At 46.7% G+C, this 20,648-nt stretch carries 22 protein-coding genes and 2 rRNA genes (1 of these 24 running past the window's edge); 18 read left to right on the top strand and 6 right to left on the bottom strand.

All coding sequences use genetic code 11. The features are described 5' to 3' along the window. Both TCARDRAFT_RS02670 and rrf read left to right on the top strand, forming a co-directional pair. Positions 1-943 (top strand): 23S ribosomal RNA (locus TCARDRAFT_RS02670); it begins 1,998 nt to the left of the window's first position. Positions 944-1,122: 179 nt separating this feature from the next. Continuing rightward, a 5S ribosomal RNA gene (gene rrf, locus TCARDRAFT_RS02665) occupies positions 1,123-1,239 on the top strand. A gap of 106 nt (positions 1,240-1,345) precedes the next feature. Here rrf and TCARDRAFT_RS02660 read toward each other — a convergent pair. The 5 genes from TCARDRAFT_RS02660 to TCARDRAFT_RS02655 all read right to left on the bottom strand — a co-directional run bounded on the left by TCARDRAFT_RS02660 (position 1,346) and on the right by TCARDRAFT_RS02655 (position 3,809). Further along, entirely contained in the window at positions 1,346-1,981 is a 636-nt protein-coding gene (locus tag TCARDRAFT_RS02660) for a YigZ family protein (RefSeq protein WP_007288458.1), read from the bottom strand. Next, a complete protein-coding gene (locus TCARDRAFT_RS16325) occupies positions 1,926-2,132 on the bottom strand; it encodes a zinc finger domain-containing protein (RefSeq protein WP_156784629.1) in 207 nt (68 codons plus the stop codon). Before TCARDRAFT_RS16325 ends, TCARDRAFT_RS02660 begins: the two co-directional genes overlap by 56 nt. 79 nt (positions 2,133-2,211) lie before the next feature. Further along, positions 2,212-2,460 carry a hypothetical protein gene (locus TCARDRAFT_RS16320; protein ID WP_408643040.1) on the bottom strand — a complete coding sequence of 83 codons (249 nt, stop codon included), beginning with the start codon at positions 2,458-2,460 and terminating at the stop codon, positions 2,212-2,214. Further along, entirely contained in the window at positions 2,408-2,563 is a 156-nt protein-coding gene (locus tag TCARDRAFT_RS16315) for a DNA-formamidopyrimidine glycosylase family protein (protein WP_083795369.1), read from the bottom strand. The genes TCARDRAFT_RS16320 and TCARDRAFT_RS16315 overlap by 53 nt, the downstream gene beginning before the upstream one ends. 148 nt (positions 2,564-2,711) lie before the next feature. Then, complete coding sequence (locus TCARDRAFT_RS02655) at positions 2,712-3,809, bottom strand: zinc-binding dehydrogenase (RefSeq protein ID WP_007288457.1); 1,098 nt, start codon at positions 3,807-3,809, stop codon at positions 2,712-2,714. 244 nt (positions 3,810-4,053) lie between these two features. Here TCARDRAFT_RS02655 and TCARDRAFT_RS16160 point away from each other — a divergent pair, with 244 nt between their 5' ends. Next, positions 4,054-4,893, top strand: coding sequence for a methyl-accepting chemotaxis protein (locus TCARDRAFT_RS16160; protein ID WP_007288456.1), 840 nt, complete (start codon positions 4,054-4,056; stop codon positions 4,891-4,893). Positions 4,894-4,961: 68 nt separating this feature from the next. Here the strand turns inward: TCARDRAFT_RS16160 and TCARDRAFT_RS02645 are convergent, their stop codons facing one another. Continuing rightward, entirely contained in the window at positions 4,962-6,014 is a 1,053-nt protein-coding gene (locus TCARDRAFT_RS02645) for a nicotinate phosphoribosyltransferase (protein WP_007288455.1), read from the bottom strand. Between the two features lie 117 nt (positions 6,015-6,131). Here TCARDRAFT_RS02645 and folP point away from each other — a divergent pair, with 117 nt between their 5' ends. From folP to fliF, 15 genes are all read left to right on the top strand, one after another. Continuing rightward, positions 6,132-7,331 (top strand): dihydropteroate synthase, encoded by a 1,200-nt coding sequence (gene folP / locus TCARDRAFT_RS02640; RefSeq protein WP_007288454.1) that lies wholly within the window; start codon positions 6,132-6,134, stop codon positions 7,329-7,331. Continuing rightward, positions 7,331-7,699, top strand: coding sequence for a dihydroneopterin aldolase (gene folB / locus TCARDRAFT_RS02635; RefSeq protein ID WP_232199072.1), 369 nt, complete (start codon positions 7,331-7,333; stop codon positions 7,697-7,699). The genes folP and folB overlap by 1 nt, the downstream gene beginning before the upstream one ends. Continuing rightward, a complete protein-coding gene (gene folK / locus TCARDRAFT_RS02630) occupies positions 7,696-8,178 on the top strand; it encodes a 2-amino-4-hydroxy-6-hydroxymethyldihydropteridine diphosphokinase (RefSeq protein WP_007288452.1) in 483 nt (160 codons plus the stop codon). The genes folB and folK overlap by 4 nt, the downstream gene beginning before the upstream one ends. Before the next feature lie 15 nt (positions 8,179-8,193). Beyond that, positions 8,194-9,330 carry an MGDG synthase family glycosyltransferase gene (locus TCARDRAFT_RS02625; protein ID WP_007288451.1) on the top strand — a complete coding sequence of 379 codons (1,137 nt, stop codon included), beginning with the start codon at positions 8,194-8,196 and terminating at the stop codon, positions 9,328-9,330. Between the two features lie 79 nt (positions 9,331-9,409). Beyond that, the gene (gene dprA, locus TCARDRAFT_RS02620) at positions 9,410-10,495 is read left to right on the top strand and encodes a DNA-processing protein DprA (RefSeq protein ID WP_040682956.1); all 1,086 of its coding nucleotides are present in this window, start codon (positions 9,410-9,412) and stop codon (positions 10,493-10,495) included. Continuing rightward, positions 10,492-12,627, top strand: a complete 2,136-nt coding sequence (gene topA, locus TCARDRAFT_RS02615; RefSeq protein WP_007288449.1) for a type I DNA topoisomerase — start codon at positions 10,492-10,494, stop codon at positions 12,625-12,627. The genes dprA and topA overlap by 4 nt, the downstream gene beginning before the upstream one ends. Continuing rightward, on the top strand, positions 12,620-13,939 hold the full coding sequence (trmFO, locus tag TCARDRAFT_RS02610) for an FADH(2)-oxidizing methylenetetrahydrofolate--tRNA-(uracil(54)-C(5))-methyltransferase TrmFO (protein ID WP_007288448.1): 1,320 nt from the start codon (positions 12,620-12,622) through the stop codon (positions 13,937-13,939). The genes topA and trmFO overlap by 8 nt, the downstream gene beginning before the upstream one ends. A 70-nt stretch (positions 13,940-14,009) precedes the next feature. Beyond that, complete coding sequence (xerC, locus tag TCARDRAFT_RS02605) at positions 14,010-14,918, top strand: tyrosine recombinase XerC (protein WP_007288447.1); 909 nt, start codon at positions 14,010-14,012, stop codon at positions 14,916-14,918. Positions 14,919-14,932: 14 nt separating this feature from the next. Next, on the top strand, positions 14,933-15,463 hold the full coding sequence (hslV, locus tag TCARDRAFT_RS02600) for an ATP-dependent protease subunit HslV (RefSeq protein WP_007288446.1): 531 nt from the start codon (positions 14,933-14,935) through the stop codon (positions 15,461-15,463). Between the two features lie 16 nt (positions 15,464-15,479). Then, on the top strand, positions 15,480-16,868 hold the full coding sequence (gene hslU / locus TCARDRAFT_RS02595) for an ATP-dependent protease ATPase subunit HslU (protein ID WP_007288445.1): 1,389 nt from the start codon (positions 15,480-15,482) through the stop codon (positions 16,866-16,868). 76 nt (positions 16,869-16,944) lie between these two features. Beyond that, the gene (gene codY, locus TCARDRAFT_RS02590; RefSeq protein ID WP_007288444.1) at positions 16,945-17,721 is read left to right on the top strand and encodes a GTP-sensing pleiotropic transcriptional regulator CodY; all 777 of its coding nucleotides are present in this window, start codon (positions 16,945-16,947) and stop codon (positions 17,719-17,721) included. A 184-nt stretch (positions 17,722-17,905) separates the two neighbouring features. After that, positions 17,906-18,319 carry a flagellar basal body rod protein FlgB gene (gene flgB / locus TCARDRAFT_RS02585; protein WP_156784622.1) on the top strand — a complete coding sequence of 138 codons (414 nt, stop codon included), beginning with the start codon at positions 17,906-17,908 and terminating at the stop codon, positions 18,317-18,319. A gap of 2 nt (positions 18,320-18,321) precedes the next feature. Then, entirely contained in the window at positions 18,322-18,753 is a 432-nt protein-coding gene (flgC, locus tag TCARDRAFT_RS02580; protein ID WP_007288442.1) for a flagellar basal body rod protein FlgC, read from the top strand. A 14-nt stretch (positions 18,754-18,767) separates the two neighbouring features. After that, a complete protein-coding gene (gene fliE, locus TCARDRAFT_RS02575) occupies positions 18,768-19,067 on the top strand; it encodes a flagellar hook-basal body complex protein FliE (RefSeq protein WP_007288441.1) in 300 nt (99 codons plus the stop codon). A 38-nt stretch (positions 19,068-19,105) separates the two neighbouring features. Beyond that, the gene (fliF, locus tag TCARDRAFT_RS02570; RefSeq protein ID WP_007288440.1) at positions 19,106-20,641 is read left to right on the top strand and encodes a flagellar basal-body MS-ring/collar protein FliF; all 1,536 of its coding nucleotides are present in this window, start codon (positions 19,106-19,108) and stop codon (positions 20,639-20,641) included. Positions 20,642-20,648 lie beyond the last annotated feature (7 nt).

Raw genomic sequence — 20,648 nt, 5'->3', positions numbered from 1 at the left:
TCCGACCCGCACGAAAGGTGTAACGACTTGGGCACTGTCTCAACGAGGGACCCGGTGAAATTGAAATACCTGTGAAGATGCAGGTTACCCGCGACTGGACAGAAAGACCCCATGGAGCTTTACTGCAACCTGACATTGGATTTTGGTAAAGCATGTACAGGATAGGTGGGAGACTAAGAAGCATGGGCGCAAGCTCGTGTGGAGTCGACGTTGGGATACCACCCTTGGTTTACTGGAGTTCTAACTGGAGGAGTAACGAACCTCAGGACAGTGTCAGGCGGGCAGTTTGACTGGGGCGGTCGCCTCCGAAAGAGTAACGGAGGCGCCCAAAGGTTCCCTCAGCGCGGATGGAAATCGCGCGGAGAGTGTAAAGGCAGAAGGGAGCTTGACTGCGAGACGGACAGGTCGAGCAGGGACGAAAGTCGGGCTTAGTGATCCGGTGGTACCGAGTGGAAGGGCCATCGCTCAACGGATAAAAGCTACCCTGGGGATAACAGGCTAATCTCCCCCAAGAGTCCATATCGACGGGGAGGTTTGGCACCTCGATGTCGGCTCATCACATCCTGGGGCTGAAGTAGGTCCCAAGGGTTGGGCTGTTCGCCCATTAAAGTGGTACGTGAGCTGGGTTCAGAACGTCGTGAGACAGTTCGGTCCCTATCCATCGCGGGCGTAAGAGACTTGAGAGGAGCTGCTCCTAGTACGAGAGGACCGGAGTGGACGGACCAATGGTGTACCAGTTATACCGCCAGGTGTACAGCTGGGTAGCTACGTCCGGAACGGATAAACGCTGAAAGCATCTAAGCGTGAAACCGGCCTTAAGATGAGGTCTCTCACAACGGAAGTTTGGTAAGGCCCCTTGCAGAAGACAAGGTAGATAGGCCAGGAGTGTAAGGCGGGCAACCGCTTGAGCGGACTGGTACTAATCGGCCGAGGGCTTGACCTAAACAAGGCAAAATACGAAAATGCGTGAAAATCTTCTGTGCAGTTTTGAGGGAAAGTGGAAAACGGAAAGTGGAAAGTGGAAAGTGGAAAGTGGTACTTAGAAAGTGGAGAACGCCAGTTACCGCTTACCACGTCCTGTTACTTTCCACTTACCACTTATTACTTTCCCCAAATAAAATATCCGGTGTCGATAGCTACGGGGATCCACCTGTTCCCATACCGAACACAGAAGTTAAGCCCGTAAACGCCGAAAGTACTTGGCTGGAGACGGCCTGGGAGGATAGGTAGACGCCGGTTACACCAAAAGAGCACCTTGCACGAGGTGCTCTTTACTTTTTGCAATTTTGTCTATACTTATTCCGACAAAGTACATTCTTTACGTCCGGACACAACGATAGACTTTTTAAATACATAAAGTTTTATCGACATACTGTATGCCTGCTGTCGAAAGGGTAATTCGACCGGATGTCAAGTTGGTTATCGTCTGACATAAAGAAGTTTCCCTATTTTTTTCAACTAACACATGAAGCGTTACCTGTTCGGCGAAATCTTTCTTTTTTATGATATAGTTATTACTATGCAGATAGTTTTCAACTATCCCAAATAAATCGTAGTTAGTTTTAAGTATGATATGAGTATGGGGAATTCTTTCCAAGATTCCCGCTGCCTGCAGTCCTAATGCGGCTACTTTTCCGTAAGCCCTGATTAGTCCACCTGCGCCTAACTTTATTCCGCCGTAATAGCGGGTAACGACAATTACAGCATCTGTTATTTTATTTTTCTTTAGAGTTTCGAGAATGGGGATACCTGCCGTTCCTGCAGGTTCACCATCATCGTCGGCCTTTTGGTGTTCTCCGCGTGGACCTATGATGAAAGCAGAACAGTTATGGGTAGCATCCCGATGTTTCTTTTTGACAATTTCAATGAAATCAATGGCATCTTTGGCGGAGATTGCCCGGTTGACTTGGACAATAAATTTGGACTTACTTATTTCTAACCCTGTTTCTCCATAACCTATCACTGTCCGATAACTTTCCATGTATTCCTCCCGTGCTAATATTTCTTGGAAATAAATGTAAGTCAATGCTGGCATACTGAACAAAAAAAGCATTTCTTCCGCCTACACGTTTAGTTTGAATGGGAGTGCCGCAGACATAGCAGGGTTCGCCTGTCCGGTAAGCTACTTGCAGATGAGGTGTATACCACCGGTAATGGTATCGTCACTCGAAAATTTTTCTTCATAGACGCCGCCGTAACTAATAGCTTCCCTTAGAATTCTACGCATGCACTGGTAGAGATTTTGCTTTTCTTCTCTGAAAGGGTACTACTTTTACGCGTAGGAAGGATACGGCTGCAAAAAAGAACTTCATTAGAGTATACATTCCCAATGCCGGCAATAAACTTTTGGTCTATCCGCAAGGGCTTTATCATTCCTTTGCGCTGTTGCAGAAAGCTGTTAAAGATATCATAAGTGAAGTCGGGTGATGAGGGCTTGTTGAAATAATTCGGGAGATGTATTAAGGGTTTGCGGATGGAAAACTTCTACTTCTGTGATTTTTTTACCTTTTACGCTTTGAGCCAAATGTCTGCGCATAGTCTCAATTTCAGGAATTTCCGACATTAAGATCAGTCCTTTCACGAACTATCGGTCTAGGCTTTTGCAGTTTGGAAAGCAGTCTGGAAAATAGTGTACTAAATAACTAGGGCGTTTACCCGAGTATCGGGAAAGATTAACCGCCAGGCCAAAAGGGTCGGTCTGGCGGTGTTCGTTAATTACCGTTGGGAGCGATGACAGCTTTTATTACACGGCAGTACTCGACGTCATCTAAAGCTTGATTAATATCGGCAAGACTATAGTGGCGGCTGATAAGGCGTTCCCAGGCAAAGCGTTGATGGTATTTAGCCATGATTTGGATAGAACGGTAAAAATGACTTAAATCAATTCCCCAAACGCCCTTTAGTGTCATGTGTTTTTTATTAAGGTCGAGGTGAGGATTAAAGTTAACTTCACCATTATCAGTATATTGGCCGACGATAACATAAGTACCAGCATCTCGTACCATAGCCATGCCTTCTTTTATAGCAGCCGGAACACCTGTTGCCTCAATTACTACGTCAGCGCCGCGACCGCCAGTAAGTTCCTTTACTGCTGAAATTCTATCCGCTGCGTCCATATTTTCAATGTTAATGACGGCGTCAACTCCAAAATCTTTGGCTAAATTGAGCCGTAGAGCAGGACCGCCAACAACGATGACTTGTAGTGCACCGGCAAGTTGTGCTAGGATAGCAGCGTTAAGGCCTACAGGGCCACAACCTTGGATTACAACGTTGTCCCCTAACTTTATCCCTGCTTGTTCTACAGCATGAAAAGCGGTAGGAAGGCCACAGCCGCCGCCAATAAAGGCTTCCGGTTTTACCTGCTCTGGTAATTTAACAATCTTTACGCCGGGTTTCAAGTATATTTTTTCACTCCAACCACCTAAAATTCCATCCTGCACGCCATAGGTAATTCCATAAACTTTACGGTGGGGACAGCGGGTCGATGCTTTTGCAACCAGGCAATACCAGCAATTATGGCAGGTTTCATGAACATCCAAAAAAGTTACCACATCGCCAGAATGAAGCAGGTTACCGTCCACATCATAGACAGGCCCGTTGGTTTGCATGATGCGCCCGACATTTATGTGTCCAGGAATAATTGGATAGGGGACACCGGCAAGGCGTCCATGGAACAAGTGAACGTCAGTACCACATACTTCACTATAAATTGTTTCAAGTAAAGCAGCTCCGGTTTCCAGTTTAGGCTCCGGTAAATCAACAATACGCACCTTAGCAAGTGGTTTTTCCATGAGTGCTGCTCTAACCATAGCCGTACTCCTTTCGTGGGCTTGATTATTTAAAATATTTTGCAGGAGGTATAAATTTCCTGCTAAATTAGAATATTGGTAAGTAAATAGCAAATAAGACAAAAAAATTCAAAGGCAACAGGAAATCCATATTTTTTACAGAATTAATACATAATAACAAACTAATGTTCCGCAAAATGAAACATCTTTGCATAAATAAACTAAACCAAGGTTATTTTAAACCAAATTCAAAAAGGTGGGACATATGACCGAGAGCAGTTTACTCCAGTCATTTGTAATGGTAGCAAAATATATTCCACAACTAATAACCAGTAAAGTTGGTATGGTCGTTAGTGACCGGGAAAAGTGGCTTGTATCTTATTCAATTCCTGAACTGGCAAAACAAGTAGTGGTTGGCGAGCGTATCAAACCCGGCTCGGCCGTATACCAGGCCATGCAGAAACGGCAGCGAGTAGTTGTGGAGGTAGCTAAGGAGGTTTACGGCATCCCTTATATTGCCGTAAGTATGCCGATCATTGAGAACGGTGAAGTTGTAGGAGCTGTCGCCATCCATGAATCGTTGGAGAGAAAAGAAACGTTATTAATGGCTGCGCAGCAGCTTTCCAATTCTGCTACTGAGTTAGCTTCTTCCATCCAATCTATCCTGGCTCAAGCGGAAGAGTTGGCCGCAAGTGGAAAATTCTTAAAAGATCTCGCGCTTCAGGCTAATCAGCAGGTAAGCGAAACCGACACCGTTGTCCGGTTCATTCATGATGTGGCTAGTCAGACAAACTTATTAGGCCTAAACGCTGCCATTGAAGCTGCCCGGGTCGGGGAACACGGACGCGGATTTGGTGTAGTAGCCGACGAGGTTCGCAAGCTGGCTATCAACAGCGCTAGTTCGGCCAGCCAAATTAATGCTATTCTTAGTCGTATCAATCAATCTATCCAAAAGATTGCGGCAGAGATTACGCAAATCGATGCCGTAACCGAACATCAGGCAAATACGATCCAAAAACTAACGGCCCATAGTCAGGAATTAATGGCTATGTCGGAACAGCTGACGAAGCTGGCCTCTCATCTTAATACAGATAATAAACAATGATCTTTAAATTAAATCCCTCGCCGGTTTTGCCTGCGGGGGATTTCTTCAGGTTTTATATATTCAGTGTGTTATTCTACTAATTCGAGTCGGGGATTGGGGCGGTAGTTGCGGCCAACTTTAGCGCAAGGGCGCCCATCAACCATGACAACATCAGCTGTAAAATTAATATTATTGTTAAAAAGACTGCTACCTACGGCATAGATGTCGACTGGTACCTTTTCTGCCTCGAACTGGGCAATCCGTTCGGCCGTAAAACCACCCGATACCATAATGCGAACATGACCAAACCCGGCTTCGTCCAGTGCTTTACGCACATTGAATACTAACTGGGGGCAAACTCCGGTTGGCTTAAAAGTTCCCATATAGGGGATAACAGACTGATCAACTAGGTTATCAGCCGTATCTAGGCGGACCGCCCAAAGTTTTTCGCCCAGTTCTCTGGCTACTGCTAATGCTGTACCGACACAGTCGTTGTTGAAATCAACTAGTGCCACGCGATGAACAGCAGGGTCGATGTGCCGGTCAAACGCACAAGTGGCTTTTACGGTGTCTCCACCATACGCGGCAATTAAGGCATGCGGAATAGTACCTAGCGCTTGGGCATGCCAATAAATTCCGTTGGCGGGAGTCGAAACACCGTGTATGCCGCCAATGTGGGCGGCATAGCCGTCGCTTAGCTGAGTAGAATAGTGGTCGAAACGGGATGGAAAGAAAAGAACGGGTTTACCGTTTGCGGCTTTGACAGCTTGGTGGACGTTGGTGGCAATCTTGGTTTGTCGGGAAAGAACGCCGAGATAAACTGTTTCGAGATGTGCGAAATCGGCCAAGTCTCCTTCAATTGTCATCACTGTTTCCCAGGGTTCGATCATGTCCCCGTCATGGAGGGCGTGAATAGTAAGCTTTTCAGGATTAAAGGCACATTTTTTTATAATGGCAATTGCTTCGTCAATACCGCATAACATGGCATGCTGCCGTTGAAACACCTGCATCAGAACGCGGGGGTGTTGATTATCTTTTGTCAATATTTCTTGGGTACGGAGAAAATAGCTGTCACTATAAAAGCCGCTTTTGATTTCGTCGATAGGTATCCGAAAAACGTCTGGCGCCAAACGTTTTTTCATTCTAAATCCTCCTACGTACTTCGTCTTTGGTGCTAATTTTTACATTATTAGTTATTATTCTACATATTATCTATGATACAATAAGATATATTTCACTGCAATATAGGAGGCTGCCTTATGAGTTTCAATCCCCGCATTATACAAATAGATAACGAACAGCAAGCCCGGGAAATCCTAGCCCGCCTAGGCTGTGATCCGGCAGGTATCAAGATAATGGCGGGAAAGGCGGTTTTTAAAACTGTTATGTTGGAGAATGTTCCGAGCAAAGCAGCCAATCTCCTCAAACAGACTTTTCTTGCCAAAGGTGCTGAAGTGGCGGTGGCGCGCGGGACGGCTGACCTCAGTGTGGAGACGACCGATGTTGTTGTTTGTGCAACTTTAAAGCAATACAGGCTCGCACTATCCCAACTGAAAGCTCAGCCTTGGGGACTGCCGAAAGTAGCTGAGGAACTGGAAATGGTTTTGGCCGCAAGCGAAAACTTTCCTGTCCGTCATTTTTCCTGGACTGACCGGCAGCTCAGCCTAAGTCCGGAGCGGACGATTATCATGGGAATTTTAAATGTAACACCTGATTCCTTTTCTGATGGCGGAAGGTATAATAATCTGGACGCTGCTCTGAAACAAGCGGAAAAAATGGTTAGAGACGGTGCCGATATTATCGATATCGGCGCTGAGTCAACCCGACCTTACGGAGCTACTAAAATTTCGGCCGAAGAGGAAATGGAACGGCTGCTTCCTATCTTAGAAAAATTAGTGTCCACCGTCCCGGTGCCAATCTCAGTAGATACTTATAAAGCCGTCGTTGCTGAAGAAGCCCTGAAACTTGGCGTACATATTATCAACGACGTCTGGGGCCTGCAAGGCGATCCTCGTATGGCTAAAGTGGTAGCTAAATATCAGGTGCCAGTAGTAGTAATGCATAATAAGACAGAGGCCGTTTACGAGCGTGATATTATGGCAGAAATATGTGCCTTCCTGCGACATAGTCTGGAAATCGGCATGGCCGCCGGCATTCATCCTGGGCATTTTATTGTGGATCCGGGCATTGGCTTTGGTAAAACGCCTGACCAGAATCTAACCGTTATGGCGCGCCTCGACGAACTTAGGTCCTTAGGATGTCCCATATTGCTCGGTACGTCGCGCAAGCGGTTTATTGGCGAAGTGCTTAACTTGCCTGTTGACGACCGGATAGAAGGCACAGGCGCAACGGTAGCCTTGGGAATTGTCAAAGGGGTCAGCATTGTGCGCGTACACGACGTAAAGCAAATCACACGTATTGCCCGTATGAGTGATGCCATGGTAAGGAGGCGGGGATGATGAGCGACCGGATTTTATTGCAAAACATGGTATTTTATGGCTATCATGGCGTGCATGAACATGAACAGGAACATGGCCAGCGGTTTTATATAGACTTGGAAATGGAGGCCGACCTCGGTTTAGCGGGTAAGACGGATAACCTGGTAGATACCGTGGATTATACCTTGATTTACCGCATTGTCAAAGATATTGTGGAAACGCGCCGTTTCCGGTTATTGGAGACCTTGGCCGACCACATTGCTACCGCTGTCCTTAATGCAGGTTCTTTGGTTAGTGCCGTTACCGTCAGGGTGCGAAAACCGGCTGTACCTATTCCGGGTTCGCTTGACTATGTGCAAATTGAGGTTACTCGGAGGCTAGGGACATGATAATTCTAGGGTTCGGTTCAAATATAGGCGACCGGGAAGAAAATATCCGCTTGGCTATACAGTTTCTGGGTGAAGACCCATTGATTGAGGTGCTACGTGTTTCGTCCTTATATGAAACGGAACCTGTTGGCAAGAAGGATCAGCCGGCTTTTCTTAACGCGGTTGCAAGTATCGTGACGGCTTATGGCCCTGAGCAGCTCTTGGCAACCTGCCTGAGAGTGGAAAGGACATTGGGCAGGGTTCGTACCTTGCGGTGGGGACCAAGGACCATTGATATTGATATCTTAGTTTATAACGATGTCTGTATGAAAACGGATACACTCACCTTGCCTCATCCCCGAATTTTAGAACGAAGATTTGTATTGGTTCCTTTGCAGGAAATCGCTGGCGACCTGCCCGTTTATGGCGATCTAACCGCCGCTGAATTACTGGCACGCACTGCCGATAACAGCAAGGTGGAATGGTACGGAACCCTTTGAGAAGAGGAGTTTACCATGAATCATAAGGTTCGCGTTCTTTTTATCACTGCCCCGATTGGAGCGGGTCATGTTCGCGCGGCGCAGGCCGTAAGCAAGGCGCTTCAGGACTTTCAACCCGGCGTGGAAACAGCCATTGCCAATGTTTTTGATTTTTTTCCCGCTGTCATCGGCAAATCGATACTGAAGATATATCTTGCCATTTTGGATTTGATTCCTGGTGCGTATGGCGCCATGTATGGCTGGGGGAATAAAAGTCCGTTGGCCGTAACAGGGCGGGAATTAATAAGCAAATACCTTGCTCGTCAGATGAGACATTATATTTTCCAGTATCAGCCTTCTGCCGTCGTTTGTACTCATGCCACTCCGGCCGGACTTATCGCCCACTTAGCTAAAACGACTGACTTTGATATTCCTACCTTTGCTGTTATTACTGATTTTGTCGTGCATCGCTTATGGGTGTATCCGGAAATTGGTCATTATTTTGTTGCCAATGAAACCATGCGTAACTATCTCATCGAACATGGCTTAGACTCAGCACGTATTTCTGTTATCGGCATACCAATAGATAGTGCCTTCGCTGTACCCAGCTTCCCCAGCATATTGTCAAAGCTAGGCCTTGATCCAGAGCGGCGGACGGTCCTGGTCATGGGGGGCGGAGCAGGCGTATTGCCTATGGACAAAATTATTGATATATGCGATGAGCTTGACGTTTCGCTACAGCTCATAGTTGTTACCGGCAACAATAACAAAATGTATGATAAAGTACTTCGCCGGGCCAAGGACGCTAGGCATCCGGTGCGGGTGTTTGGCTTCGTCCACAATGTGCATGAACTAATGACTGTCGCCAGCCTGCTTATATCCAAACCCGGCGGCATGACGTCAGCAGAAGCTCTGGCGAAAGGCCTACCGCTTTTAATTTATCGTCCCATACCCGGTCAAGAAGAAGTCAATACTCAATATCTATTAACTCAAGGAGTCGCTGTTCAGGCCAATCAGTTGCAAGAACTGAAAACACAGTTGACGCGCCTGCTTATTGACCAACCGGCAGAGCTTGGTGTAATGCGGCGAAAAGCTTTCGCTTTGGGACGGCCACTCGCCGCTTATGATGCTGCTCGGATCATAACTGATAAAATATCTCAATTTATGCCTTGACCAGAATTTTCATACCAGCTATAATAATCCCCAGCAGTTGCCTTTATAGGCAACTTTTTTCAAGGCGGTGCACTGATAAATGGAGAGAATATATGCGGCAGCTTTGCAAATGGCGCCGGGAATCGGCCCTTCGCGGCTCAGGAGCTTAATTGCTTTTTTTGGTAGCGCCCAGCAAGCCTGGCAGGCTAATAGGGGCGATTTATTTTTGTGTCGTTGTCTTGATGAGACCAGTTGTAATAATTTACTTGTATACCGGGAAAAGATAGATATACATCGTTTAGCGGAACGGTGGCGGCAAGCTGGGATTTGCATTTGTATGTTTACCGACCATGAATACCCGCCGCTGCTACGTGAAATTTTTAATCCGCCTTACGTTTTATTTTACCGAGGCAGGCTTCCTCGACCAAAGGAACTTCTAATTGCGATTGTTGGCGCTAGGCGGGCATCGTCATACGGACGGAATGTTGCCCAAATGCTAGGCGCCGGGTTGGCAGCCGCCGGTATCGGTGTGGTCAGCGGCGCAGCAAGGGGCATTGATACGGCGGCGCATAAGGGGGCGCTGCAAAAAGGCCAAACCTATGCTGTATTAGGATGTGGCGTGGATGTCTGTTATCCCCCGGAAAACGCCAAAATACTGGCCGAAATTGCCGAGACAGGTGGCATTATATCGGAATACGCTCCGGGCACGCCGCCACACGCCGGTCATTTTCCGGCGCGTAACCGTATTATAAATGGGATGTGCCGTGGCGTTGTCGTTGTGGAGGCAGGGGAAAGAAGCGGCGCTTTGATTACAGCCGACTATGCTTTGGAAGAGGGTAGGGATGTATTTGCCGTTCCCGGAAGCATATTTTCCGAAGGCAGTAAAGGCGTTCACCGTCTGCTTAAACAGGGCGCAAAGCTCGTTACCGAAGTTCAGGACATACTAGAAGAATATGATGTGCGGCCAGTGTCTCATTATGCGGCTCCGGAACTATTGCCTGATGAAGCTGCCGTTTATGGAAGTCTTGATTATGAACATCCTCTCAGCGTTGACGAAATTGTCATAAAAACGAATCTTTCCGCATCTAAAGTAACATATGCACTCCTACAGCTTGAATTACGCGGCCTGATAGGCGAAGACGGCGCCAAGCGTTATATTCGCACGGCTAGGGAGGGAGACAGGTGAGTAAAGCGCTCGTTGTCGTGGAGTCGCCAGCTAAGGCTAAGACAATTGAAAAGTTTTTGGGTAGAAATTATATCGTCCGTGCTTCGATGGGGCATTTGCGCGACCTGCCGAAAAGTCAATTTGGCGTTGATATCGAACAGGACTTTACTCCCAAATATATCAATATCCGCGGCAAGGGAGAAATTATAAAAAGCCTGAAAGAAGAGGCCAAAAAAGCTGATACAGTATATCTTGCCACCGACCCGGACCGGGAAGGTGAAGCCATCGCTTGGCATTTGGCTCATATTCTGAATATACCGGCCGATAAAGCATGTAGGATTGAATTTAATGAGATTACTAAGACTGCCATTCAGCAGGCAATTAAAAGGCCGCGGCCGATTAACAAATACAGGGTAGATGCTCAACAGGCCCGACGCATTTTGGACCGCATTGTCGGCTACAAGCTTAGTCCGCTGCTGTGGCGTAAAGTGCGCAAAGGACTCAGTGCCGGGCGGGTGCAATCGGTGGCAGTGCGGCTGATTTGCGACCGCGAAAAAGAAATTCAGGCATTTGTTCCGACAGAATATTGGACGCTTACGGCCAAACTACGGGAGAAAGTCCGGGCGGCTTTATTTGAAGCGGAAGTAATCACCGTAGATGGCGAAAAAATCGAAATTGCCAATGAAACGCAGGCGGAAGCTTTTAAAAGCGAGCTTGAACAGGCAGAGTTTACTGTTGCCGAAATTAAACGCAAGGAACGGCGTCGCAATCCAGCGCCGCCTTTTACTACCAGCAGTCTCCAGCAGGAGGCGGCGCGCAAGCTCGGATTTACATCTCGCAAAACCATGATGCTGGCTCAGCAACTTTATGAAGGATTGGATATCGGCAGCAAAGGCCCGGTAGGTCTTGTCACCTATATTCGTACCGATTCAACGCGTGTTGCGGAGACTGCTCAACAAGAAGCGCGAAAATACATTGCGGACAAGTACGGCAGTGCTTATTTACCAGAACGTCCACCTGTCTATGCTAATAAAAAAGCCCAAGATGCGCATGAGGCGATAAGGCCGACCAGTATTGAACTGGAGCCGCAAAGTTTGGTTAATTTTCTTACCCGTGATCAACTTAAACTGTATACACTTATTTGGGAACGGTTTCTTGCCAGTCAAATGGCAGCCGCTATTTATGACACTCTATCGGTAGACATTACGGCTGGTCGTTTTGGCCTTAAGGCTACAGGATCTCAGCTTAAGTTCCAGGGTTTCATGGCAGTGTACACCGAAGCAAAAGATGAGGAAGAAAAAGAAAAGGATATTCAACTGCCTGAGCTTATGGCCGGTCAGACGCTGAAATTGGCCAAAATTGTTCCCAAGCAGCATTTCACACAGCCACCGCCCCGCTATACCGAGGCTTCACTGGTAAAAACACTGGAAGAAAAAGGGATTGGCCGCCCCAGTACCTATGCTCCCATAATTCAGACGATTATTGAGCGTGGGTATGTGCAGCGTGTAGACAAAAAGTTTCAACCAACTGAATTAGGTTTTGTAGTTGTCGATCTACTAAAGCGCCATTTTCCCGATATCGTGGACGTAGAGTTTACCGCGAGCATGGAAGATCGTCTTGATGATATCGCCGAAGGTGAAATTTCCCATGTTGAGGTGCTCAGGAATTTTTACCAGCCTTTTGCTGAAACGTTAAGCAAAGCTGAGAAAGAAATTCTCCAGGTAGAGCTTCCCGTTGAAGTATCGGACGTGAAGTGCGAAAACTGCGGTCGTTTGATGGTAGTTAAACACGGACGTTACGGCAATTTTTTAGCCTGCCCGGGTTTTCCGGAATGTCGCAATACCAAGCCAATTTTAAAAACAACAGGGGTACGGTGTCCCAAGTGCCAGGGCGAAATTGTAGAACGGCGGACGAAACGAGGTAAAGTTTTTTATGGTTGTGAGAACTATCCGGCATGTGACTTTGTAACTTGGGATCGGCCTTTGCAGGAAACGTGCAAAACTTGTGGTTCGTTTATGGTTCGCCATAGCTTCAAAAAAGGGAGTTCGAAAGTAGTTTGCGCTAATCCCGCCTGTCCTACAAATGAGCAAATAACGACGGCTAAGTCTGAGAATTCCAAGACTAGCAGTAAGCGGAGGGAAAAAAGTGGGTAGAGTAACAGTAATCGGGGCCGGTCTCGCCGGTAGCGAGGCTGCTTGGCAAATCGCTGAGGCCGGTGTGGACGTAGATTTATTTGAAATGCGTCCTAAGGTAATGACGCCGGCGCATCATACCGGTTTTTTTGCTGAACTTGTCTGTAGCAATTCCCTCCGTGCCGCGGCGATTGAAAATGCGGTTGGCTTATTAAAAGAAGAGATGCGGCGGCTTAACTCCGTTATTATGCGGGCCGCCGATGTTAACCGCGTTCCTGCGGGAGGGGCGTTAGCCGTAGACCGGGAAAAGTTTAGTCGGATGGTAACCGAGCTCATCTCAGCACACCCTCGTATTCGCGTTATAGCTGAAGAAGTAAAAGACATTCCCAACGTTCAGCCGCTGGTTATTGCCAGCGGTCCTTTGACGTCTCCTGCTTTATCCGAGGCCATAGCACGTTTGACCGGGCATGATTACCTGTATTTTTACGACGCTGCTGCGCCGCTTGTAACCGCCGATTCGCTGAACATGGATAAAATCTATCGGGCTTCCCGCTATGGCAAAGGGGACGACGACTACCTTAACTGTCCAATGACCAAGGAAGAATATGAAAGATTTTGGCACGAACTGATTACTGCCGAAACGGCTCCGATAAAAGAATTTGAAAAAGAGATATTTTTTGAAGGTTGTATGCCTGTTGAAGTAATGGCCAAGCGCGGCATTGACACCTTGCGGTTTGGACCAATGAAGCCGGTTGGGCTAAGACATCCAGTAACAGGAGAAATCCCGTACGCCGTAGTACAGCTTCGCCAGGACAATGGGGCAGCAACTCTATATAATATCGTTGGTTTTCAAACGCACTTGAAATGGCCGGAACAAAAGCGGGTTTTTAGGCTAATTCCAGGACTGGAAAATGCAGAGTTTGTACGGTATGGTGTAATGCATCGCAATACTTTTATTAATTCCCCAAAAGTCCTGAAACCCACTCTCCAGATGCAAAACAATCCTGCCATTCTGTTTGCCGGACAGATCACCGGTGTTGAGGGATATGTAGAATCAGCAGCCTGCGGCATAGTCGCCGGCATTAATGCCGCTCGGCTGGCCCGCGGGCAGGAACCATTAGTTTTTCCTGAGGATACGGCCCATGGCGCGCTTTGTCGGTACATTACTAATGCTGATCCCCGTCACTTTCAACCTATGAATGTAAATTTCGGGTTGCTTCCTTCCTTGGATCAGCCGGTCCGGGATAAAAAACGGAAAAATACAATTATTGCCCAAAGGGCTTTAGCGAGTCTGAGGAATTTTATAGAAAAATTAGACAACGGCCTTGCATAAAATTACCGCTTATGCTAGTATAAATTAATGAATTTGGTCTAACAGGATTTTCGACAAAAAACGAGGTATTATGCGCTTCTGCCGACAGGAAATAGAACAATTTTTCCGATATCTACGCTTAGAGAAAAATGCTTCGCCGCACACGGTAAAGAGTTACCGTGAAGACATTGAACATTTCTGGGAATTTGCCCTGCAACATAATGGAAGCGAGGTACTGTTCGCCGCCATTACGCCCATGCTTATTCGTGCTTATTTGGCAAGGCTGAAGGCTGATGATTACGCACGGACGACCATTGCTCGGCGGATTGCAGCTTTACGCTCTTTTTACCGTTTTTTATGCCGGGAAGGTTTGGTTGATACTAATCCGTTTAAACTAGTTCACACGCCTAAAATCGAAAAAAAACTGCCTGTTTTTTTAGATGAGAGGGAAGTTGCCGAGTTATTGGAATTGCCGGCTGATGATGTGCTGGGACGGCGTGATGCCGCAATACTTGAACTGCTATATGCGACAGGCATTCGCGTGGCCGAACTGACAGGTCTGAAAACTAGTGATGTGGATTTGGTCAGTCGTTTTGTCATTGTCTGTGGTAAGGGAGCCAAAGAGCGCATTGTGCCTATAGGACGGACAGCAGCAGCAGCGCTGGAACGCTATCTAGCTGATGCCCGTCCCCGACTATATAGCAAATGGCGTAAAGAACAACATCAGTTTTTGTTTATCAACAGCAAAGGTGGACCGCTTACTGATCGCAGTGTCAGAAGAATTATTGACAAATACATAGCCAATCTTGCGGTTGCTAAAAAAGTTAGTCCTCACACCATTCGGCATACCTTTGCTACGCATATGCTAAATAATGGTGCGGACTTACGCTCTGTACAAGAAATGCTTGGGCATGTCAATCTTTCGACCACGCAACTTTATACTCATGTTACCAAGGAAAGGCTCAAGGCAGTTTACCGGGAGACACATCCCCGGGCATAGGAGGTGGAAGGGTCATGTTTCATGCAACCACAATTGTTGCCGTGCGGCACAAAGGGAAAACGGCCATTGCCGGAGACGGCCAAGTTACTTTTGGCGGCAATACCGTAATGAAACACAATGCCAAAAAAGTGCGCCGGTTATACCATGGCAAAATTTTGGCCGGCTTTGCCGGTTCGGTTGCCGATGCCTTTACGCTGTTTGGCAAATTCGAAAGTAAACTGGAAGAATTTAACGGCAACCTTATGCGTGCCGCCGTTGAATTGGCCAAAGAATGGCGAATGGACAAGGTTCTTCGGCGCCTGGAAGCGCTTTTAATTGTTTGCGACGCTCAATCAATGCTAATTATATCGGGCAACGGCGAGGTTATTGAACCGGATGATGGTATCACCGCTATTGGTTCCGGCGGTCCTTACGCCCTGGCGGCAGCGCGAGCGCTGGCGAAGTATTCCGGCTTATCTGCGGCAGAGATTGCCAGGGAAGCGCTCCAAATTGCCGCTTCAATATGTGTTTATACCAATAACCAGATCACGGTAGAGGAACTTTAAGGGGGGAGTACTGGGGATGGAATTGACCCCAAAACAAATCGTTGCCCAATTAAATAAATATATTGTTGGTCAACATGAGGCGAAAAAATCGGTAGCCGTAGCCTTGCGCAATCGTTGGCGCAGCAAACAGCTTCCGGCGGAACTCAAGGAAGAAATCATCCCTAAAAATATTCTTATGATCGGCCCTACTGGTGTAGGTAAAACGGAAATTGCCCGTCGCCTGGCCAAGCTGGTTAATGCTCCTTTTGTAAAAGTGGAAGCAACGAAATTTACGGAAATTGGTTATGTAGGGCGCGATGTGGAATCCATGGTGCGCGACTTGGTGGAGACGGCTATTCGCATGGTCAAGCAAGAAAAAATGCTGGAAGTTAATGACCGGGCACGAGAGTTGGCGGATGAGCGCATCATAGACTATTTTTATCCTACCGTTAAAAAAGAACCACCGCGGAATCCTTTTGAAATACTGTTTACTGGGGGGATAAGCCAGCAAAAAGAACAGCAACCGGTTTCCGAAACAACTGGGCATGATGTTGGCAGAGAATGGTGGCGTAAGCGGCTGAAGCAAGGCGAGTTAGAGGATGAGCTAATTGAAATTACGGTGGAAGACAATTCCCATCCCATGGTTGGTATGTTTGCCGGTGCTGGTATTGAAGAGATGGGAATTAATATTCAGGATATGCTTGGAAGTTTGTTGCCCAAAAAACAAAAAAAGCGTAAAGTGACAGTTGCGAATGCCCGCAAGATTTTTACGCAGGAAGAAGCGCAAAAGTTAATTGATATGGATGAAGTAATCGCCGAAGCGATTTATCAGGCAGAAAACTATGGGATTATCTTTTTAGATGAAATTGATAAAATTGCCGGGCGCGGACATTCCACCGGTCCCGATGTTTCGCGGGAAGGCGTGCAACGCGATATTCTGCCGATTGTTGAAGGTTCGACGGTAATGACTAAATACGGACCAGTGAAAACGGATCATATTTTGTTTATTGCCGCCGGCGCCTTCCATATTTCCAAGCCATCCGATCTTATTCCCGAATTGCAGGGGCGGTTTCCTATCCGTGTAGAGCTTACCAGCTTATCAAAAGAAGATTTTCGGCAAATTCTCACCGAGCCGGCTAATGCCCTCATTAAACAGTATACCGGCTTATTAGCAACAGAAGGTATAAAAATTGAGTTTACCGAAGATGCTATTGATGAATTAGCAGAAATTGCCTGCAAAGTGAATGCGCAAACAGAAAACATTGGAGCTCGCCGCCTTCATACTATTTTGGAAAAATTATTGGAGGATCTTGCTTTTGAAGCTCCTGATTTGACCGAAAAGCATATTGTCATTGATCGGCAGTATGTGCAGTCTAAGTTAGGACACATCATTGTTGACCAGGATCTGTCTCATTATATTTTATAATTAATATTTTATAATTATGGTTTTTCATTTATTTTAATTATTTTAATTTTAATTATGAAAGGTAGGAGAATGAACTGTGCTGTCATTGCTGGATCGTACGCGAAAAATTAATAAATTGCTGCAAAAAGCCGAAAAAGTCCAATATGATGACATTTCTTCTGTGTTAAGCAACGTAATGAGCGCTAATGTCTACATTGTTAGCAAAGAAGGCGCCGTTTTAGGATATGCTCTCATCGACGACTTTGAGTGCGACCTGATGCGCGACAAAGTCCTCAAACAGGGCTATTTCCCAGAACGCTATGTCGAATGGCTGCTCAAAATCAGCGAAACTTCGCCCAACCTTCGCTTGGAAAGTGGTATGTGCGCTTTTAGTGAAGGTACGGTGTGCATGTTTAACGATAAGTTTACGACTATCGTCCCTATTCACGGCGGCGGCGAAAGGATCGGTACGCTGATTGTCGCTAAATTCCACGTAGAGTTTACGGACGATGACCTTATCTTAGCGGAATACGGTGCTACCGTCGTTGGAATGGAAATTTTGCGGGACCGCAGTGATAAAATTGAAGAAGAAGCTCGGAAAAAAGCGACTGTGCAGGTTGCGCTTGGAACGCTTTCTTACTCCGAACTGGAGGCGGTAATGCACATCCTGGGTGAGTTGGAAGGCAATGAAGGATTGCTCGTAGCGAGCAAAATTGCCGACCGGGTTGGCATCACCCGTTCTGTTATTGTCAACGCGCTTCGTAAATTCGAAAGCGCAGGGGTCATTGAGTCCAAGTCGCTGGGCATGAAGGGAACTTATATCAAGGTGCTTAACGATCGGCTATTGGACGAACTGAAAAAAATGAAAAAGTAGTAATAATTTAATTTTTTGAAGCAACCACTTAGCGAAGGGTGGTTGCTTTTTTTTTGGTAGTTTAGTTTAAAGAAACACCGTCTCTTATTATAGTTAAAGGATTTTGCCGTTTCTTGTAGAAATAAAAGGAAAACTGGAACTGAAAACACATAATATAGGTAAGATGGAGTTTACAGAAAGTGAGATGATCTGGGTGTTTGACGCCTTAGTCTCTTCCCCGCAGGTGAAAGTTTTAGAAAAGGCTTTAGCAGCTGCCGCTTTGCGGCACAAAGTCATTAGTAATAATATTGCCAATGTAAACACGCCAGGGTTTAAACGCAGTGAGGTTCACTTTGAAGAGCAGTTAAAGCAGGCTCTTAACGCCAAATCAGGTCTTTCCCGAACACATCAGCGGCACATAGCGGCAAAGGGTGACGATTTTTCTGTTGAAGTAATAACCGTCAACAATACGGCCTACCGCGCTGACGGTAATAATGTTGATATTGATTTTGAAATGGCCGAGATGGCGAAGAACAATATTTATTATGATGCTGTTGCCCAGCAGCTTAATCGTTATTTTAGCAACCTAAAATCCGTTATCAATGAGGGGAGGCGTTAAGTATGGGTTTGTTCACCGCAATTGATGCGGCCGCATCCGGCATGACAGCGGAACGCCTCAGAATGGACGTTATTTCTAATAATATTGCCAACGCCAACACTACCCGTACACCGGAAGGCGGACCTTACCGGCGCCAGATGGTTATTTTCCAACCCCGGGCAGGGCAAAACTCTTTCGCTGATTTGTTGTCCGGCAAGGTGGAAAACGTTGGTGTAAGAGTAGTTGGTATTGTTAAGGATGAAGCACCTTTTCGCCAGGTATTTGATCCTAATCATCCCGATGCCAATGCCGCCGGTTATGTGGCCATGCCCAATGTGAATATCATTGCTGAGATGGTTGATATGATGACTGCGGCTAGGGCTTATGAGGCCAATGTAACCGCTATAAACGCAGCTAAGAGTATGGCTTTGAAAGCGTTGGAAATCGGACGATAGGGAGGAAAAAACTGATGCAGATTGCAAAATTGGGCCTTTCGCCTGTGGGAAGCCGCATTAATGCAGAAGGCGCTACTTCTTCACAGAACAGTCATAAAGATTTTGCACAATTTTTGACAGACGCACTGCGGGACGTAAACCGGCTACAGCAAGAAGCGCAGCAGGCTTCTTTGAATTTAGCGGCCGGCAAAGTGCAAGATATTTCCGAGGTTGTCATCGCTGCGGAAAAAGCTACGATTGCCTTACAACTTACCATGCAGGTGCGCAATAAGGTAGTTGACGCCTACCAGGAAGTTATGCGCATGCAAGTATAGTCGCAGAATGAATATTTGCCACTGAAAGGTTGGGGACTATGGCTGACTGGAAGGAGCAGTCCCTGCAGATCTGGCGGAGTCTGGGCAAGAAACAACGTTATTTAATTGCTGCTTCAGCTTTTTTCGTTTTTGCGGCAATTTTGTTGTGGAGCTACTGGTGGGGCGGGCGGATTGACTATGTTCCGTTGTATACTGGCCTTGATCTTAAAGATGCCGGTGAAGTGGTCGGGAAACTGAAGGAAATGAAGGTTCCGCACCAGATTGAAGCCAATGGATCTGCTATTCTCGTTCCCGCAAAGGATGTGCACCGTGTCAGACTGGAATTAGCTAGTCAGGGACTGCCGCGAGGATATAAGGGATTTGAAATTTTTGATCAAACCAAATTCGGCATTACCGATTTTCAACAGAAAGTTTACCTTTTACAAGCTTTACAGGGGGAGTTAACGCGCACGATCGAACAAATGGCCGAAGTGGAAAAGGCCCGAGTGCATATTGTGCTCGCGGAAGACAGTTTATACAAAAAGAATGAAAAACCGGCAACGGCTTCCGTTATGTTGAAGCTTCGGCCTGGCGTTCAGTTATCGCGCGAACAAGTCCGCGGCATTGTCAATCTTGTTGCTCATAGTATTCAAGGGCTTAAACCGGAAAATGTTACGGTGGTTGACAACTATGCCCGCGTACTTAATGACCAAGTGGATACACCTTTTACTGCTGGCACAATTCCGGTGACACAGCTTGAACTGACCAAAAAAATTCAGGAAGACTTGCAGAAAAATGTCCATACTCTTTTGGAGCAGGTTTTGGGTCCAGGCAAAGCGGCAGCACGAGTGAGTGTGGAACTCAATTTTGATCAGCGTACGATTGATCGTCAGATTTTTGAGCCTATTGTTGACGATAAGGGAATTATTCGGAGCATGCAAGAGATGTCTGAAACGTACCGTGGTTCTGCACCTGTGGCTGGGGGCGTACCTGGCACTACGGCTAACATTCCCGGTTATGTGACAGGCGCTAATAATCAGTCTAATTACGAGAAAAAGGAAGTAACCCGTAATTATGAGATTAATGAAACTAAGGAAAAGGTTGTTACGGCGCCTGGAGCGATAAAGCGGTTAACCGTGGCAGTACTAGTAGATGCCAGTATCGATCGGGCGAAGCAGGAAAGCATCGCTAAAACGGTCGCATCAGCTGTAGGATTGAACCCGTCGCGCGGCGATACAATTTCGGTGGAAAGTATTCCCTTCAGCACCGAACTGCAGGAAAGGCAGCGTCGGGAAGAACAGGCTTTTGAACAGCAACAGCGACAGGAGTTATGGTTAAAGATTGGAGCTGCGGCAATTGGTCTTATTGCACTTTTATATATCATGCGTTTGTTTGTGCGGCGTCAGCAGCAAAAAGAAGAATCCGAAGTTGTGACCATTGTTCCGCCGCAACCGCAGTCTGTGCCAATTAAGAGCAAGGAACTTACGCCGCAGGAAAAAGAACGGCTACAGCAACGGGAGACCGTCGAGAAACTGGCAAAATCCAAACCCGAAGAAGTAGCTCATTTAATCAGAACATGGTTGGCCGAAGAGTAGTTAAAGC

Origin of the sequence: Thermosinus carboxydivorans Nor1 (assembly GCF_000169155.1) — a bacterium.
Taxonomy (GTDB): domain Bacteria; phylum Bacillota; class Negativicutes; order Sporomusales; family Thermosinaceae; genus Thermosinus; species Thermosinus carboxydivorans.
The sequence above is the reverse complement of the archived record's forward strand: the minus strand, read 5'-3'. Positions and strand labels throughout refer to the sequence as shown.